Origin of the sequence: Kitasatospora sp. NPDC015120, assembly GCF_043080305.1 — a bacterium.
In the GTDB taxonomy this organism is placed as follows: domain Bacteria; phylum Actinomycetota; class Actinomycetes; order Streptomycetales; family Streptomycetaceae; genus Kitasatospora.
Map to the genome: position 1 here is coordinate 162,664 of NZ_JBIBVJ010000004.1, position 15,267 is coordinate 177,930.

The 15,267-nt window shown below is 75.7% G+C and carries 14 protein-coding genes; 7 read left to right on the forward strand and 7 right to left on the reverse strand.

The window, feature by feature from the left end; all coding sequences use genetic code 11:
- Both ACF1AK_RS12395 and ACF1AK_RS12400 read left to right on the forward strand, forming a co-directional pair.
- A partial coding sequence (locus ACF1AK_RS12395; protein WP_391498740.1) for a hypothetical protein occupies nucleotides 1-931 on the forward strand: 931 nt, incomplete at its 5' end.
- A 178-nt stretch (nucleotides 932-1,109) separates the two neighbouring features.
- A complete protein-coding gene (locus ACF1AK_RS12400; protein WP_391498741.1) occupies nucleotides 1,110-2,117 on the forward strand; it encodes an LD-carboxypeptidase in 1,008 nt (335 codons plus the stop codon).
- A 116-nt stretch (nucleotides 2,118-2,233) separates the two neighbouring features.
- Here the strand turns inward: ACF1AK_RS12400 and ACF1AK_RS12405 are convergent, their stop codons facing one another.
- Complete coding sequence (locus ACF1AK_RS12405) at nucleotides 2,234-3,046, reverse strand: helical backbone metal receptor (protein ID WP_391498742.1); 813 nt, start codon at nucleotides 3,044-3,046, stop codon at nucleotides 2,234-2,236.
- A 165-nt stretch (nucleotides 3,047-3,211) separates the two neighbouring features.
- On the opposite strand from ACF1AK_RS12405, the gene ACF1AK_RS12410 reads away from it, so the two are divergent.
- From ACF1AK_RS12410 to ACF1AK_RS12420, 3 genes are read left to right on the forward strand one after another with little or no spacing between them, the layout of a single operon-like run.
- Complete coding sequence (locus ACF1AK_RS12410; RefSeq protein WP_391498743.1) at nucleotides 3,212-4,306, forward strand: ABC transporter substrate-binding protein; 1,095 nt, start codon at nucleotides 3,212-3,214, stop codon at nucleotides 4,304-4,306.
- A gap of 3 nt (nucleotides 4,307-4,309) precedes the next feature.
- Nucleotides 4,310-5,425 (forward strand): FecCD family ABC transporter permease, encoded by a 1,116-nt coding sequence (locus ACF1AK_RS12415; RefSeq protein WP_391498744.1) that lies wholly within the window; start codon nucleotides 4,310-4,312, stop codon nucleotides 5,423-5,425.
- Nucleotides 5,422-6,333, forward strand: coding sequence for an ABC transporter ATP-binding protein (locus tag ACF1AK_RS12420; RefSeq protein ID WP_391498745.1), 912 nt, complete (start codon nucleotides 5,422-5,424; stop codon nucleotides 6,331-6,333). The genes ACF1AK_RS12415 and ACF1AK_RS12420 overlap by 4 nt, the downstream gene beginning before the upstream one ends.
- On the opposite strand, the gene ACF1AK_RS12425 is transcribed toward ACF1AK_RS12420, so the two are convergent.
- The 4 genes from ACF1AK_RS12425 to ACF1AK_RS12440 all read right to left on the reverse strand — a co-directional run bounded on the left by ACF1AK_RS12425 (nucleotide 6,318) and on the right by ACF1AK_RS12440 (nucleotide 11,146).
- Nucleotides 6,318-7,340 carry an L-tyrosine/L-tryptophan isonitrile synthase family protein gene (locus ACF1AK_RS12425; RefSeq protein ID WP_391498746.1) on the reverse strand — a complete coding sequence of 341 codons (1,023 nt, stop codon included), beginning with the start codon at nucleotides 7,338-7,340 and terminating at the stop codon, nucleotides 6,318-6,320. The genes ACF1AK_RS12420 and ACF1AK_RS12425 overlap by 16 nt on opposite strands.
- A gap of 117 nt (nucleotides 7,341-7,457) precedes the next feature.
- On the reverse strand, nucleotides 7,458-8,819 hold the full coding sequence (locus ACF1AK_RS12430) for a cytochrome P450 (RefSeq protein WP_391498747.1): 1,362 nt from the start codon (nucleotides 8,817-8,819) through the stop codon (nucleotides 7,458-7,460).
- 56 nt (nucleotides 8,820-8,875) lie between these two features.
- Nucleotides 8,876-10,339, reverse strand: a complete 1,464-nt coding sequence (locus tag ACF1AK_RS12435) for an MFS transporter (RefSeq protein WP_391498748.1) — start codon at nucleotides 10,337-10,339, stop codon at nucleotides 8,876-8,878.
- A 219-nt stretch (nucleotides 10,340-10,558) separates the two neighbouring features.
- A complete protein-coding gene (locus ACF1AK_RS12440) occupies nucleotides 10,559-11,146 on the reverse strand; it encodes a sigma-70 family RNA polymerase sigma factor (RefSeq protein WP_391498749.1) in 588 nt (195 codons plus the stop codon).
- A gap of 55 nt (nucleotides 11,147-11,201) precedes the next feature.
- Between ACF1AK_RS12440 and ACF1AK_RS12445 the strand changes: the two genes are divergently transcribed.
- Complete coding sequence (locus ACF1AK_RS12445; RefSeq protein WP_391498750.1) at nucleotides 11,202-11,504, forward strand: zf-HC2 domain-containing protein; 303 nt, start codon at nucleotides 11,202-11,204, stop codon at nucleotides 11,502-11,504.
- A 404-nt stretch (nucleotides 11,505-11,908) separates the two neighbouring features.
- Here ACF1AK_RS12445 and ACF1AK_RS12450 read toward each other — a convergent pair whose 3' ends face one another.
- Complete coding sequence (locus ACF1AK_RS12450) at nucleotides 11,909-12,799, reverse strand: hypothetical protein (protein ID WP_391498751.1); 891 nt, start codon at nucleotides 12,797-12,799, stop codon at nucleotides 11,909-11,911.
- Between the two features lie 367 nt (nucleotides 12,800-13,166).
- Between ACF1AK_RS12450 and ACF1AK_RS12455 the strand changes: the two genes are divergently transcribed.
- Nucleotides 13,167-14,456 (forward strand): cytochrome P450, encoded by a 1,290-nt coding sequence (locus ACF1AK_RS12455; RefSeq protein WP_391498752.1) that lies wholly within the window; start codon nucleotides 13,167-13,169, stop codon nucleotides 14,454-14,456.
- 21 nt (nucleotides 14,457-14,477) lie between these two features.
- Here ACF1AK_RS12455 and ACF1AK_RS12460 read toward each other — a convergent pair whose 3' ends face one another.
- Nucleotides 14,478-15,203 (reverse strand): MBL fold metallo-hydrolase, encoded by a 726-nt coding sequence (locus ACF1AK_RS12460; protein ID WP_391498753.1) that lies wholly within the window; start codon nucleotides 15,201-15,203, stop codon nucleotides 14,478-14,480.
- Between the last annotated feature and the right edge of the window lie 64 nt (nucleotides 15,204-15,267).

Below are 15,267 nucleotides of genomic sequence, written 5' to 3' on the forward strand. Positions count from 1 at the left end.
GGAGCCCGCCGCGAAGGCGGGGGTTGCGGCCGAGGTCGAGCCGGTGGCTGAGGTGGTGGTCGAGAGCGAGGCCGTCGTCGAGGCTGCTGGCGAGGTTGTTGCGGAGCCGGTGGCGGAGGCCCCGGTCGAGGAGTCGGCCGAGTCGGTGGTTTCTGCTGTCGAGGTGGAGTCGGAGCCCGCCGCGAAGGCGGGGGTTGCGGCCGAGGTCGAGCCGGTGGCTGAGGTGGTGGTCGAGAGCGAGGCCGTCGTCGAGGCTGCTGGCGAGGTTGTTGCGGAGCCGGTGGCGGAGACCGCGGTCGAGGAGTCGGCCGAGGCGGTGGTTTCTGCTGTCGAGGTGGAGCCGAAGGCCGTCGTAGAGGAGTCGGCCGAGCCCGACGTCGAGGTTACCGAGGTTGCCGTCGCGGTCGGTGCGGAGCCGGTGGCCAAGGCGCCGGTCGAGGCCGAGGTTGCTGTCGAGGCTGCTGCGGAAGCCCCGGTCGAGGAGTCGGCCGAGCCGGTGACCGCTCCCGCCGAGGTGGAGCCGGAGCCCGCCGCGAAGGCGGAGGTTGCGCCCGAGGCCGAGCCGGTGGCTGAGGTGGCCGTCGAGGCTGAGGCCGCCGTCGAAGCGTCGGCCGAGCCGGTTGCCGAGGTCGCTGCCGAGGTCGTCGAGGCCGTTGTGACGGAGCCGGTCACCGAGTCCCCGGCCGCCGAGCCCGCCCCCGCCCCCGCGGTCGGTGGGCGGCCGGAGAAGCCGGACTTCACGCCGGGGCGGCCGGTGACCGCGTACTCGGCGGAGGAACTGCTCGCGATCGTGCGCTGGGTCGACGGCGACGGGGTCGAGCGGAGTGACGAGGAGCTGCTGCGCGCGGCGATGAAGGAGCTCGGCTTCGCCCGCCTCGGGCCGCGCATCAAGGAGGCGCTCGGCGGCGCCGTCGCCGCCGCACGCGGCTGACGCGCACGCGGGAAGGCCCCGGGCGGCCCGGTCGTTCACCGACCGCGCCGCCCGGGGCCTTCCGCATGTCCACCCACTGAAACCCGATTGCCGGGCGCCCGCGGGCCGTTGAGACTCGGCGAGGGTCGGCCGGTCGGACGGGCGACCCCGACCGACCCCGACCGAGCGGAGCCCGCCCGTGCCCGACGTCCTGCGCCCCCGCGCCCTGGCCCCCGGCGACCTCGTCGCCGTCGCGGCGCCCGCCGGACCGCTGGAGGCCGACGCCGCGCCGCTGCTGGAGCGCGGCGTCGCCACGCTCACGGCCATGGGCTTCCGGGTGCGCCGCACACCGCTGACCGAGCCGGGGCGGCGCCGCTGGTGGGCGGCGGACGGGCCCGACGCGCAGGCCGAGGAGTTCAACCGGCTGCTGCGCGACCCCGAGGTCCGGGCGGTCGTCGCGCACACCGGCGGGCAGGCCACCGCCGGCTGGCTGGACCGGGTGGACGTCGACGCCGTGCGCGCCGATCCCAAGCCGGTGCTCGGGTGCAGCGACGTCTCGCTGCTCCTGCTCGCGCTGCACGCCCGCACCGGCCTGGCCGGTCTGCACGGCGACATGGCGACCTACGGCCTCGGCGGCTCCTGGCACGACGCCCCCGCGCCGACCGCCACGACGCTCGCCGGCCTCTACCGCCGCGCCCTCACCGATCCGGCGGCGCCGCTCGGGCCGCTCCCGGAACTCCGCACGCCCGGCGGCGGCCGGGAGTGCTGGCGGCCGGGGCTGGCGTCCGGACCGCTGCTCGGCGGCCTGCTCGGGCGGCTGGTCGCGCTCCAGGCGACGCCCTACGCGCTGCCCGCCGAACGCTTCGACGGGGCGGTGCTGTTCTGGGAGGAGGTGGAGCGGCCGCTCTCCGCCGTGTGGCAGGACCTCCACCTGCTCCGGATGTCCGGCGTGCTCGACCGGATCGCCGCGATGGTCGTCGGGGTGCCGCACCTGGTCACCACGGCCGGCTGCGCGGACGACGCCCCGGCGCCGTCGCTGCGCGAGGTCGTGCTCGACGTGCTCGGCGACCGGCCGCTGCCGGTGCTCGGCGGGCTGGAGCTCGGCCACGCCGGCCCCAACCTGCCCCTGCCGCTCGGCGTCCGTGCCACCGTCGACGCGACCGCCCGCACCCTGAGCCTGGACGAACCGGCCGTCGCCCCGCGCTGACGCGGGCGCTGGGGCCCTCCCGCAGACACGGCGGTCCGGAAGCACGGTCCGGGATCACGGTGCGAGGGATGACGGTGCGAGGAATCACGGTGCGAGGGATCACGGTCGACGGCCGATCACCCCCGCCCCGCCCCGAGCTGCGCCGCCAGCACTGCCGGGGCCTCCACCAGCGACGGTCCGTACCAGGTGAGGTGGCGGCCGCTGACCAGGGCCGCCGGGACGCCGGGGAAGGCCTCGGGGCCGTCGTCGGCGGTGAAGCGGTAGGGCTCGTCGGGCAGGACCACCAACTCCGGCCGGGAGGCGAGCAGGTCGGGGAGCGGCACGGCGGGGTAGCGCTCCGGGCGGGCCGGGTCCTCGGCGTGCGGCAGGTGCAGTCCGAGGCGGCGCAGCAGGTCGCCGGCGAAGGTGTCGTGGCCGAGCACCATCCAGGGACGGCGCCAGATCGGCACCACCGCCCGGCGGGCCGGGCCGGGCAGCGGGCGGACCGCGCCCCAGGCGGCCTCGGCGGCGTCCAGCCAGGGCGGGCGGGGCAGGCCGCAGCCGGCGGTGAGCAGCCGGTCCAGTGAGCGGACCGCCTGGTCGAGGGTGCGGATGTCGGTGACCCAGACCGGCAGGCCGGCCGCCCGCAGGGCGTCCAGGTCGGGGCGGCGGTTCTCCTCGTCGTTGGCGATCACGAGGTCCGGGGCGAGCGCCACGATCCGGGCCACGTCCGGGTTCTTGGTGCCGCCGATCCGGGGCACGTCCAGGCCGGCGGGGTGGCTGCACCAGTCGGTGGCCCCGGCCAGCAGCCCGGGTGCGGTGGCGGCGACCGCCTCGGTGAGCGAGGGCACCAGCGACACCACCCGGCGCACCGGCCCGGCGCCGAGCGGCACCGCCGACCCGAGGTCGTCGACCACCGGGGGACCGCCGGGCGCGTGGAGGGACGTCATCGCACCACCCTAACCACCCCGGCCGTCACCCCATCGTCACCCGACCGCTTCCCGGATGCCGCCCGTACGGGCAAACTCACGGGAACCGGCCGGGCACAGTGGCCGACTACTGGTCCGGGTTCACCGCACGGACCCGAGCACAACCATTGACCAGGAGAGTTTCTGATGCGTCCTCGCGTCTTCTGCGGTATCGCGGCCGCTGTCGCCCTGTTCGCGACGGCCTGCTCCGGCGGCGGTGACGGGGGCGGGGACGCTGCGGGGGGCGGCGGGAGCACGCAGCAGGCGGGGGCCGGCGGCGCGTTCCCGGTCAAGGTGGCCGACTGCGCCGGCAAGGAGACCAGCGTCAAGCAGGCGCCGCAGCGGATCGTCACCAGTGACGCGGCCGGACTGGAGATGCTGCTCCAGCTCGGCGCCGGCGACCGGGTCATCGGCACCGGGTTCCCGCCCGGGAAGGGCAGCCTGCCGGCCGCCCTCGCCGACCGGGGCGCCAAGGTGCCGGTGCTGGGCGACACGCTGATCCCGAAGGAGAAGCTGCTCGGCTCCGGCGCCGATCTGTACGTGGACACCTTCGGGCCGATGCCGGGGATGGGCGCGGCGGGCGCCGGGCCGAGCGAGGAGGAGCTCAAGGCGGTCGGCATCCAGCACGTGCTGCTGCTCTCCACGGCCTGTGCCACCGGCCCCAAGGCCGCCCAGGGGCCGCGCACCGACCTCGCCGCGGTCGAGGACGACGTCCGCCGCCTCGGTGCGGTCACCGGGACGGCCGCCCGGGCCGAGGAACTGGTCGGTGCGATGGAGAAGCAGATCACGGACGTCAAGAACGCCACCGCGGGCGTACCGGAGGCGCAGCGTCCCGGGTACTTCCTCTTCGACTTCGACGCCGGTACAAAGCAACCGATGGCCGTCTGCGGCAAGCAGGTCGCCAACGCCGTGATCACCCTGGCCGGAGCTCACAACGTGTTCGCCGACTGCGACGCCGACTTCCGGCCCGTCTCCTGGGAGGACGTGGTGGCCAAGAACCCGGACTGGATCCAGCTCGCGGTGCGCAACCGCGGCAGCGAGGAGGCGAACCGCAAGGCGTTCGACGAGGCCGAGGCGTTCCTCAAGGGGTTCCCGGCCACCCAGGGGCTGAAGGCCGTGCAGGAGGGGCACCTGCTGCGGATCGGTTCCGAGGTCACCACGATCGCCGGGACCCGCACCGCCGACACGGTGCGGCAGATCGCCGCGGCGCTCCACCCGGCGCTCGTCAAGAACGGGCAGTAGCCGATGGCCGGGGCCACCACCGCCGCCGCAGCCGCCGACGACGGTGCCACGGGCACCGCCGTGCGGCGCACACGCGTCCGGGCGCTGCCCGCCGGACCGCTCGCCGCCCTGCTCGCCGCCGCCCTGGTGGCGGCGCTGACCGCCGCCGTGTCGCTCGGCGCGGTGGACATCCCGCCCGGCGAGGTGTGGGAGGTGGTCGGGCGCCGGATCACCGGGCAGCGGGCGGCGGCCGGCACCCGGGACCTCATCGTCTGGCAACTGCGGGTGCCCCGCGCCCTGCTGGCGGCCGTGGTGGGTGCCGGGCTCGGTGTGGTCGGCACCGCCGTGCAGGCGCTGGTCCGCAATCCGCTCGCCGACCCGTTCCTGCTCGGCATCTCCTCCGGGGCCTCGCTCGGCGCGGTCGGCGTGATCGTGCTCGGCTCCGGCCTGGGCCTGGAGCTGACCATCGGGGGGATCGCCGGGATCACCGTCTCGGTGGCGGCCTTCCTCGGTGCGCTGGCCGCGTTCTCGCTGGTGTGGCTGCTGGCCCGGCGCGGCGGCGGGTTCTCCCCGTTGCGCCTGGTGCTGGCCGGCATCGGCATCGGCCAGTTCCTCACCGGCCTCACCAGCTACCTGGTGCTGCAGACCGGCGACGAGCAGCAGACCCGGGGCGTGCTGTTCTGGCTGATGGGCAGCCTGAGCGGGGCCACCTGGGGCCAACTCGCCGTCCCCGCGGTGGCCGTGGTCCTCGGCATGGTCCTGCTCCAGGGCCGCGCCCGGGGGCTGAACGCGATGCTGATGGGCGACGAGACGGCGGCCGGCCTCGGCGTCGACGTGGCCCGGCTGCGCCGCGAGATCTTCGCCGTCACCAGCGTGCTCACCGGGGTGCTGGTCGCCGTCTCCGGGGCGATCGGCTTCGTCGGGCTGATGGTTCCGCACGTGTGCCGGATGCTGGTCGGCGGCGACCACCGCCGGCTGCTGCCGCTGTCCGCCCTCACCGGCGCGGTCCTGCTGGTGGTCGTCGACCTGCTCGCCCGCACCGCGCTGGACGGCCAGGAGGTGCCGATCGGCGTGGTGACCGCCCTGCTCGGCGCGCCCACCCTGCTCTACCTGCTGGACCGACGACTGGAGCGGAATTGAGAATCGCCGTCGAAGACGTGAGCGTCGCCCTGGCCGGGCGGACCGTGGTCGCCGGGGTCCACCTGGTCGCCAAGGAGGGCGAGATCGCCGGCCTGGTCGGTCCCAACGGCAGTGGCAAGTCCAGCCTGCTGCGCACCGTGTACCGTCATCTGCGGCCGAGCGCGGGGCGGGTGCTGCTGGCGGGGCGGGAGCTGTCCGGGCTGAGCCCCGCGCAGTCCGCCCGGCACATCGGGGCACTGCCGCAGGAGCGCGGCGGGGACTTCGAGCTGACCGTCCGCGAGGTGGTCGCGATGGGCCGCACCCCGTACAAGCGGGCGTTCGCCAAGGACGACGCCGAGGACCACCGGCTGGTCGCCGAGGCGCTGGAGCGGGTCGGCATGGCGCACGCGCCGGACCGCCGGTTCGCCCAGCTCTCCGGAGGCGAGCGCCAACGGGTGCTGCTGGCACGGGCATTGGCCCAGCAGCCGGACGTCCTGGTGCTGGACGAGCCGACCAACCACCTGGACGTCCGGCACCAGGTGGAGCTGCTGGCGCTGCTGCGCGGGCAACGGCGCACCACGCTGGTCGCGCTGCACGACCTGAACGCGGCCGCCTCGGTGTGCGACCGGCTGCACGTGCTGCACCGCGGCACGCTGGTCGCCTCGGGGGAGCCGCGCGAGGTGCTGACCGCGGAGCTGCTCGCCGAGGTGTTCGGGGTGCGGGCGGCGGTGGTCGACCACCCCTTGACGGGTGACCCGTTGATCGCGTTCGACCACCGCACGCCGGCCGGCGCGCCGGAACCGGTGACCGCCCCCGGAGCCGGCGGCCCCGGGGCGGTCGCGCTGCCGGCCGGGGCGGGGGACCGGGTGTTCACCGAACTCCCGGTCGCCGCCGCCCCGGGCTGTCCCGAGCGTCAGGAGGTCTCGTAGTGGCTCGGACGGCCGTTGCGCTCGACCAGCCGGCCGATCTTGGCGGCCTCCTCGCTGCGCAGCAGCTCCCAGCCGCCGTCCTGGCGGTGCAGCACCGAGGAGTGCCACGGCGTCATCCACATGTCCGCGTGCTCCAGCAGCCGGATGCCGAACTTCAGCACGCCGACCTTCTGCGGGTGGATGGAGAGCCGGAACGAGCGGGGGTGCTGCTCGGCGATGAGGTCGCCCCAGGCGCGGCTGCGCTGGATGACGCCGTAGGCACGCTGGCGGCAGTCCTTCTGCAGGGCGGACTTGGTGCCGGTCCAGCCGAAGGTGTCCTCGGTGAGGAAGCGGGTGATGCCGCGATAGAGCTTGGCGGTCTCCTCGTCGGTCAGCACCTGCTCGCGCAGCTCCTCCTTGGTCGGCGCGTACTGGGCGTGCACCCGGGCGCGCTTCTCGTCGAAGGGCAGGTCGCCGAGGACGGCCCGCAGGTCGAAGGTGTCGAGGTGGGCCAGGCCCTCGCGCTCGATCAGTGCGGACAGCTCGTCGGAGTACTGGTCGATGTGGTCGTCGGGGACGTGGATGAGGTCACCGAAGATGTGGCCGTCGGAGCAGATCAGGATCTTGGCCCCGGGCTCGTAGATCTTGCCGATCTGCTGGGCGAGGCCGTTGAGGAAGGTGAGCGAGAGCCGCTCGCCCTCGTCGGGCAGGTGGCCGAGCACCTTGGCGAGGTTGGGGGACTTGCAGGGGAACCCCGGCAGGGTGAACAGGATCGGGTCGCCGGCCGTGATGAAGTCCGCCAACTGCTCCATCTGGAGCGGGAAGTCGGCGGGCGCGGCGTCGACCTCGGGGTCGGAGGCGCGGCGGTGCGGCAGCAGCAGGTCGAGGATCTCGGCCGAGAGCCGGGTCACGGTCTGCTGGTCGGGGACGGTGTACCCGGTGGTGCTGTGCGCGGTGGTCACGTTGCTCTCGTGGCTGTCGGCCTGGGAGTTGCTGGAGTCGGTGGTGACGGTGCCGGCGCGCGGCATGGTGGTCCTCCATGGAACGTCGAACGGGCTTCGGGCAGGCGGAGCCACGCCCCGGCGGTGTTCGCCGGGACGCTGTGGTGGGTGCAGGGAGAGGCGTGGTCGGCCCTTCGCAGGTGCTCAGACCCGCCGGTCGTAGGCGACCGGGAGCCGGTTCACCCCGCGGGCCAGGACGGCGGGCACCCAGGCGAGCGCGTCGATGCGCTCGTCGTCGGCGGCCGAGGGCCGCAGCCCGGGCAGCCGGGTGAGCAGGGTGCCGATGGCGATCTGGAGTTCGGCCCGGGCCAGGGCGGCGCCGGGGCAGAAGTGGATGCCGTGGCCGAAGGCCAGGTGGGCGTTGGGGGAGCGGTCGAAGTCCAGGACGTCGGTGTCCGTGAACTGCTCCTCGTCCCGGTTGGCGGCGCCGAGCGAGACGATCACCGAGTCGCCGGCCGGGACGGTGGTGCCGTGCAGGTCGCTGTCGGTGGCGAAGAAGCGCCAGGTGGTCAGCTCGAACGCGCCGTCGTAGCGGAGCAGTTCCTCGATCGCCCGGGTGAGCAGGCCCGGCTCGGCGCCGGGGTTCGCGGGGTCGAGGGAGGCGCGCAGCCGGTCGAGCTGCTCCGGGTGGCGCAGCAGGGTGATCAGCATGGTGGTGATCTGGTTGGTGACCGGCTCCTGGCCGGCGACCAGCAGCTGGAACACCATCGAGTCGAGCTCCTCGGGGCTCAACTCGCCGGCGTCGCAGGCCGCGACGAGCCGGCCGAGCAGGTCCACGCCCGGCCCGGCGGGGTCGTGGGTGGCGCGCTTGTGGGCGACCACGTCGGCGATGTAGGTCTGCAGGCCGCGCAGCCGGCCCTCGTACGCCGGCCGGCCCGGGTCCTGCGGACCGACCGGTTGCACCACCTTGCCCCAGTCGCGGTCGAACTTGACCGCCAGCTCCTGCGGGAGGCCGATCACCTCGGCCAGCACCCGGAAGGGGTAGTGGGCCGCGAAACCGGCCACCAGGTCGCTGCCCCCGGCCGGGGCGGTCGGCGGCAGCTCGTCGATCAGGGCGTCGGCGAGCTCCTGGATGCGCGGGCGCAGTGCCTCCACCCGGCGCGGTGAGAAGGCCTCCAGGACGAGCTTGCGCATCGTGGTGTGCTTCGGCGGGTCCTGGTGCAGCAGGTGGACCTGGAGCTGGGAGTGCTGCGGCTCGGGCATGATCGAGGCGAGCCGGCGCCACTTGTCGTTGCCGAGTGCGTGGTTCTTGCCGAGCCGGGGGTCGTTGAGGGTCTCGTGGGCGGCCTTGTAGCCGGTGACCAGCCAGGCGCCGACGCCGCTCGGGAAGGTCACCCGGTGGACGGGGCCCGCCGCCCGCATCCGCCGGTACAGGGGGTAGGGGTCGCTCTTGTACTCCGGGCCGAACAGTGGCACGGGGTCGGGGAGTTCGTCGTAGCCGAACGGGCAGCGGGGCCCGTCGGGGGCCTCGCCGGCCGCGGTCGGCTCGTGGACGGTGTCGGTCATTGCGGATGTTCCTCCGGTGTGGATCTGTGGTGTGCAGGCCCGGCCGTGACGCTGCGTCAGGCCGGGCTGCCGATCGTCCGGTCGTTCTCTTCGTTCGCCGGGGTGCTCTCGGCGGTGCCGGTGGTGCGGTCGGTGGGCTCGGCGCCCCGGTCGGTGCGGCGGCGCAGGGTCAGCAGGGCCACGGCGAGGGCGGCGGCGGTCGCGGCGAGGGCAAGGCCGGCCCGGACGCCGGCCGTCTCGGTGGTGCCGTACAGGGTGGCGGCGGTGGCCAGCGCGGGGCCGAGCGCGAAGCCGAGGCTGCGTGACAGCTGGACGGCCGAGCCGGCGGTGGCGAGCTGGTCCGGCGGGGCCGAGGTCATCACCAGGGCCTGGACCGGGCCGCCGTTGAGGCCCATGCCGACGCCGGCCACCAGGAGCCGCCAGGCGATGTCGGGCGAGGACCAGCCGGTGTCCACCGGGACGAGCAGCAGCAGGCCGAGGGCGGTCACGGCGGCGCCGGTGAGCGCGGTCGGACGGGCGCCCCAGCGGTCCGCGAGCCGTCCGCCGAAGCGGCCGGCCACCACCATGCCGAGCGGGAACGCCAGCATGGTGACGGCGGTGGCGGTCGCGCTCTCGCCGTCCTCCCGGCGCAGGTACTGGGCGAGCAGGAAGTGGTTGGCCGCGAACCCGGCGGCGAGCGCCAGCACCGAGCCGTTCACGGCGGCGGTGCCGGAGGCGCGCAGCACGGTGGCGACCGGGCGCCCGCCGGGGCGGCGCAGCCAGAACAGCACCAGCGGCACCGAGGGCAGCGCGAGCAGCAGCCACAGCGGGGCGTCGGGGGCGAGGGTGAGGCCGAGCAGCACGGCGGCGATCGCCGAGCCGATCAGCGCGGCGTCGCCGAGCGAACCGCGGTCGGGCAGCCGCAGCCGCCCGCCGCCGCGCGGGGCGTCGCGGTGGGCGATCAGCCAGGCGGCCAGGCAGATCGGCAGCTTGACCAGGAAGATCGCCCGCCAGCCGACGTGGTCCAGCAGCAGGCCGCCGATCACCGGGCCGAGCACCGCGCCGAGCGGGCCCAGGGTGGCGGGCACGCTCATCGCCCGTCCGCGCAGCTCCGGGCGGACGGCGGTGGCGGCGAGGACCGGCATCAGGACGAACAGCACGGCGCCGAACGCGCCCTGGGCGAGGCGGGCGGCGATCAGCCAGCTCGCCCAGGGTGCCGCCGCGGCCAGCGCGCTGCAGAGCGCGAAGCAGCCGACGGACAGCAGCAGGGCGGTCCGCAGGCCGACCTGGTCCAGCCACCGCCCGGCGGGCAGCAGCAGGGCGACCAGCGGGAGCTGGTAGCCGAGCACGGCCCACTGGGCGGTGGTGGGCGAGACGTCGAGGGCGTTCGCGATGTCCGTGAGCGCGAGGTTGACGACGTTCATGTCGAGCATCGCGACGAAGGAGATCAGGCCCGCGGCGAAGACCAGACTCCACCGGTCCGCCACCCCGGCCGAGTCGTCACCCGGTGTGCCGGTCGCGGGCGACTGCTGCGTTGCCATGGGTCATCCTCCGTTCCCCCGTGCTGTCCGGACGCCACCTCGGCGGCGGCGTCCGGTACAGCAGTCGGAGGCACGCGGGCCCCAGTTCCGAACAGGTGGGGGATTTTTGCGGCTTGGCCGGATCATGACGACGGTGGCCGATCTTGCCCGCCCGTCCGGAGCGCCGCCCGCCGGCCCCGGGGTGCGCGGGGGCCGGCGGGCGGGTCCGCCCGGCGGTCCTCAGCCGACGGCCGCCAGTTCGGCCGCCGAGGCCGGTGCCGGCTCCCCGGCCTCGGCCGCCCGCAGCCGGGCTATCAGCTCCTCGCGCGCCCGGGCCACCCGGGAGCGGACGGTGCCGACCGGGCAGCCGGCCACCTCGGCGGCCTCGGCGTAGCTCAGCCCGACGACCTGGGTGAGCACGAAGGCCTCGCGCCGCTGGGCGGGCACCCGGTCCAGCAGGTCGCCCAGCGCCACACCGTCCTCGAAGCCCGCGGCGGGCGCGGTGCCCTGCCGTTCGGCGGCCTCCTGCCAGTCCGGCAGGGCGGCGCAGCGCGGCCGGGCGGCGGCGGTGCGGTAGCGGTCGATGACGGTCCGCCGGGCGATGGACAGCAGCCAGGTGCGGGCGGAGGAGCGTCCGGCGAACCCGGGCAGGCTGCGCAGGGCCCGCAGGAAGGTCTCCTGGGCGAGGTCGTCGGCGGACTGCACGTCGGTGAGGTGGGCGACGAACCGCCACACGTCCCGCTGGGTGGCCCGGACGAAGGCCTCGACGTCGGCGGCCCGGCCCTCGCGGGCGGCCAGGGCGAGCGCGGTCAGCTGCTCGTCATCCACGACGGCCCCCCACCCGGTCGGTCCCAGCTCGGAGAAGGTGCGGGACGATGGTCATATGAGATGCGCGCAACTCCGTACCGCTCTGTCCGCCCGCCTCGACGGTGAACCGGCCGGTGTGCCGGACCGCCGGCTGGACAAGCACGTCGCGCGGTGCGCGGTGTGCCGGGAGTGGCTGGAGCGGGCGGAGCGACTGCGCACCCCGCTGCTCGCGGACGGCGCCGACGGGCCGTCGGCGCAGTGGACGGCCGGGCTCCTCGCGCGCATCGCGGGCCTCGGCGAGGAGAACGCCGGCGGGGTCGGGGACGGTGGAGCCGGAGAGGGCCGTCCCGGGCAGGGGGACGGCGGTCGGACGCGGTAGGACGGTGGCGCCGGGCGAGGCCGGTGCGCCGTCGAAGTCAGGCATGAAGAGGTCCTGAGGGGAAGACGGGTGCGGTGCCGCTGCGGGCGGCACCGGCGGCGTCGGAGGGCGGCCGCGCGGCTCCCGGCCCCGGCCGGCACAGCGGCGGGGACGGTCGGCACGCGCGGGCCCGGGCCCGGCGGCAGTGGCCTCCGTCGGCACCGGCGGCTGTCCCGGTCCCGGCGCACCGGCCGTCCGTGGCGGCCCCGGCCGTCCCGGCGCACGGCACGGGAGGGCGGGGGAGCACGGTCGGTCGGCGGTCGTCCGGGGGCGGGCGGCGGTACCCGGCGGCGCGACTGCGGCGCGGGGCGACCTGCCCGCCGCGCGGCGGACACCGGCGGTGTCCGCGGCGGGCGGCGGGCGCGTCAGCGGGCGAACGCGGCCGCGGGAGGTCCGCGGCGGGCCAGGGCGTGCGCGAGCAGCACCGACCGCGGCAGCCGGGCCCGGTGGCCGACGGGTCTGGGCGCGTCGGGCGGCCGGAAGCCGGCCGAACGGGCGAACAGCACGAGCAGCGGCGTCAGCAGCGCCCCCGCCAGCACCGAGCCCAGCGCGCCGAGCAGTTCGAACAACCGCACCAGTGCCGTCTCGCCGCGCCACAGCAGCAGCGCGCAGGCCAGCGCGGCGACCACGTGCGCCGTGATCATGCCGGTGGACATGCCGTGCGCGGCCATGTCGTGGCCGCCCATCCCGCTCGACCCGCCCGCTCCGGTGATGCCGGTCATCCCGCTCATCCCGTGCCCGGCCATCCCGGACGCGGCCGCGGAGCCGGAGCCCGGCACCGGCGTGCCCGTGGCGGCCGTGAGATCGGCGGCGGGCGCCGCCCCGTGGGCGTGGGCGACGGCGGTGGCGCCGGCCGGCGGCACGTCCGGGTCCAGCCCGGCCATCAGCGCCAGGTCGTCCGAGGACATCCCGGTGGGCGTCGCGTCCGGATTGCACAGCAGCAGCGAGGCCCAGTCCGTCGCCGGAGCGCCGGCGAGGCCGCCACCCCCGAACAGCGAGCCCGCCTGTTCGAACGTCAGGTGCAGCCCGGTCTGCGCGGCCACCATCCAGCAGCTGATCACCGTGAGCCCCCGGCGCCGGCCGGCCAGCAGCCAGGTGAGGCCGAGGGTGAGACCGAACGCGCCCGCCAGGACCGGGGCCGAGACCCCGGAACCGGCCATGGCGACGTGCGCCGTGGCGGCCAGCGCCACGCAGAGCGCGGCGAAGACCACGGCGCGCAGCGAGCGGATCCGGTCGGTCATCACGATGACACTCATCGTCGCACCCGCCTCCGCCGACCTGTACCGCACCCTCCGGTATTGGCCGGTTCCGCCCCTGCCGGGGCAGGTCCGGGCATCCGGGGCGCGCTCCGTCCGGGCAAGCCGTTCGGGCACCGCCCCGCCCCGGGGCCGGTGGGGGCGCTGGTGGGAGCGGTGACGGTGCGGTGGCCGGATCCTGACGGTGCGCGGGTGACCACGGTGCGCAGCGTGCCGGACTGCTCCCGGAAGATGCTCTTCATGCCGTCATATCGGTTTGACACCTCCGTGCAGATACGTACTGAATGTGACGCCCCGAATGTGACGGCGCACACACAGGAGGGGCGTCGACGGCGACAGGCGACAGGCAACAGGAGACAGACCCCACATGGACACCACCGCACCCGAGGCCGGCACCGCACCCGGGGCCGGCACCGTACCGGCGGCCGCCGTGCCCCCGGCACCCGACGCCGACCTCGCCGACCCCGCGTTCTGGGCGCTGCCCGACCGGGACCGCGCCGCCGCCTTCGCCGCGCTGCGCCGTCTGCCCGCCCCGGCCCGCTTCGGCGACGCCCCGGGCTTCCACGCCCTCGTCCGGCACGCCGACGTCGTCGAGGCCAGCCGCAACCCCGCCGTCTTCCTCAGCGGACCCGGCGTCACCACTCCCGAACCGGCCCGCTGGGTGCGCCTGCTGTTCGGCGACTCGATGGTCAACCTGGACGACCCCCGGCACGCCCAGCTGCGCCGCATCGTCTCCCGCGCCTTCACCCCGCGCCTGATCTCCCGCGTCGAGGACGACATCCGCCTGGTCGCCGCCGAGCTGGTCGACCGCGTCGAGCGCGAGCGCCCGGCGGACTTCGTCAAGGCGGTCGCCGCCGAACTCCCCTTCCGGGTGATCTGCAACATGATGGGCATCCCCGAGGAGCCCCGCCGCGCCGTGCTCGACCAGATCGACCACGCCTCCGAGCACACCGGCGTCCGGCGCCCGCTGCTCCGGCGGATCCGGATGCCCGGCCGCGGACTGCGGGCCCTGGCCCGGATGCAGGGCATGGTCGCCGACCTCGGCCGCGAACGCCGCCGCCGGCCCACCGACGACCTGATCTCCGCCCTGGTCACCGCCGACGTCGACGGCCGCCGCCTCACCGGCCGCGAACTCGGCGCCTTCTTCTCCCTGCTGCTCGTCGCCGGCGTCGAGACCACCCGCAACGCCCTCGCGCACGGCCTGCACCTGCTCACCGCCCACCCCGGCCAGCGCGCCCTGCTCCTCGGCGACCTCGACGGGCACCTCGGCGGCGCGGTCGACGAGATCGTCCGCCACGCCACCCCGATCATCCAGTTCCGCCGCACCCTGGCCGTCGACCACCGGCTCGGTGGCCCCGACGGCCCGCTGCTGCGGGCGGGGGAGAAGGTGGTGCTCTACTACGGCTCCGCCAACCGCGACGAGACCGTCTTCGCCGACCCCGAGGCCTTCGACATCACCCGCAGCCCCAACCCCCACCTCGGCTTCGGCGGTGGCGGGCCGCACTACTGCCTCGGCGCGCACCTCGCCCGCCAGGAGATGAAGGTGCTCTACCGGGAGCTGTTCACCCGGCTCCCCGAGGTCCGCTCGCTCGGCGAACCGGAGTTCGTCCCCTCCAGCTTCGACCACCGGATCCGCGCGCTCCGGTTCACCTTCTGACCCCGTCCCGGTCCCGGCCGCTCACCCCTGCGCGGCCGGCTCCCAGACCGCGTGGTCATGGGCGAACAGCACCCGGCGCGGCCCGAACTCCGCCAGCCGGTCCAGCCAGGCCGGGTACCCGGGCAGCGGCGCGCCGACCACCCCCTCCCGGGCCGCCCGCCGCGCCAGCACCGCCGCACCGAACGCGGACGCCGTGTCGAACGCCTGGCCGGCCAGCACCGTGCAGCCCTCCGGACCGGTCACCACCAGCGACTGGTGCCCGGCGGTGTGACCGGGCGTCGGCACCACCCGCACACCCGGCCACACCTGCGCCTCCCCGTCCAGCTCCCGGTGGCGCCCGCCCGGCGGGTCCACCAGCGCGTCGATCGTGTAGCCGCCCGCCCGGGCCGCCGCCAGCTCCGCCGCCTGCGTCCACACCGGCACCCCCGCCAGCAGCGGGTTGCCGCCGCAGTGGTCGAAGTGCAGATGGCAGTTGACGACCGCGTCCACGTCGCCCGGTGCCGCACCCGCCGCCGCCAGCGCCGCCGTCAACGGCCGCCGCACCGGGCGGTAGTGCGCGTCCGCCTCCGGATCGCCCTCGCCGAGACCGGTGTCGAACAGCAGCAGCCCCTCCGGCCGGCGCACCAGGTACGCCAGCACCGGCTCCACCCGGGGCTCCGGGTTGCCGGCCTCCCCGGCCGGACGGACGAAGTAGCCGAGGTCGAGCCGCCGGATCGCGGAGGCCGGGCCGGGGCGGGAGTCGGTCATGCTGCTCCTCCTGGGGGGCGTGGTGGCGGACGTCACTGCGTCTACCCACCCCACGGAGCACAAT

Coding starts and splice junctions, on each gene's coding strand:
- ACF1AK_RS12405 (WP_391498742.1), bottom strand. CDS start 3,046: ATGACGTCCCTCCACGCGCCCGGCGGTCCCCCGGTGGTCGACGACCTC.
- ACF1AK_RS12410 (WP_391498743.1), top strand. CDS start 3,212: ATGCGTCCTCGCGTCTTCTGCGGTATCGCGGCCGCTGTCGCCCTGTTC.
- ACF1AK_RS12415 (WP_391498744.1), top strand. CDS start 4,310: ATGGCCGGGGCCACCACCGCCGCCGCAGCCGCCGACGACGGTGCCACG.
- ACF1AK_RS12425 (WP_391498746.1), bottom strand. CDS start 7,340: ATGCCGCGCGCCGGCACCGTCACCACCGACTCCAGCAACTCCCAGGCC.
- ACF1AK_RS12430 (WP_391498747.1), bottom strand. CDS start 8,819: ATGACCGACACCGTCCACGAGCCGACCGCGGCCGGCGAGGCCCCCGAC.
- ACF1AK_RS12435 (WP_391498748.1), bottom strand. CDS start 10,339: ATGGCAACGCAGCAGTCGCCCGCGACCGGCACACCGGGTGACGACTCG.
- ACF1AK_RS12445 (WP_391498750.1), top strand. CDS start 11,202: ATGAGATGCGCGCAACTCCGTACCGCTCTGTCCGCCCGCCTCGACGGT.
- ACF1AK_RS12450 (WP_391498751.1), bottom strand. CDS start 12,799: ATGAGTGTCATCGTGATGACCGACCGGATCCGCTCGCTGCGCGCCGTG.
- ACF1AK_RS12455 (WP_391498752.1), top strand. CDS start 13,167: ATGGACACCACCGCACCCGAGGCCGGCACCGCACCCGGGGCCGGCACC.
- ACF1AK_RS12460 (WP_391498753.1), bottom strand. CDS start 15,203: ATGACCGACTCCCGCCCCGGCCCGGCCTCCGCGATCCGGCGGCTCGAC.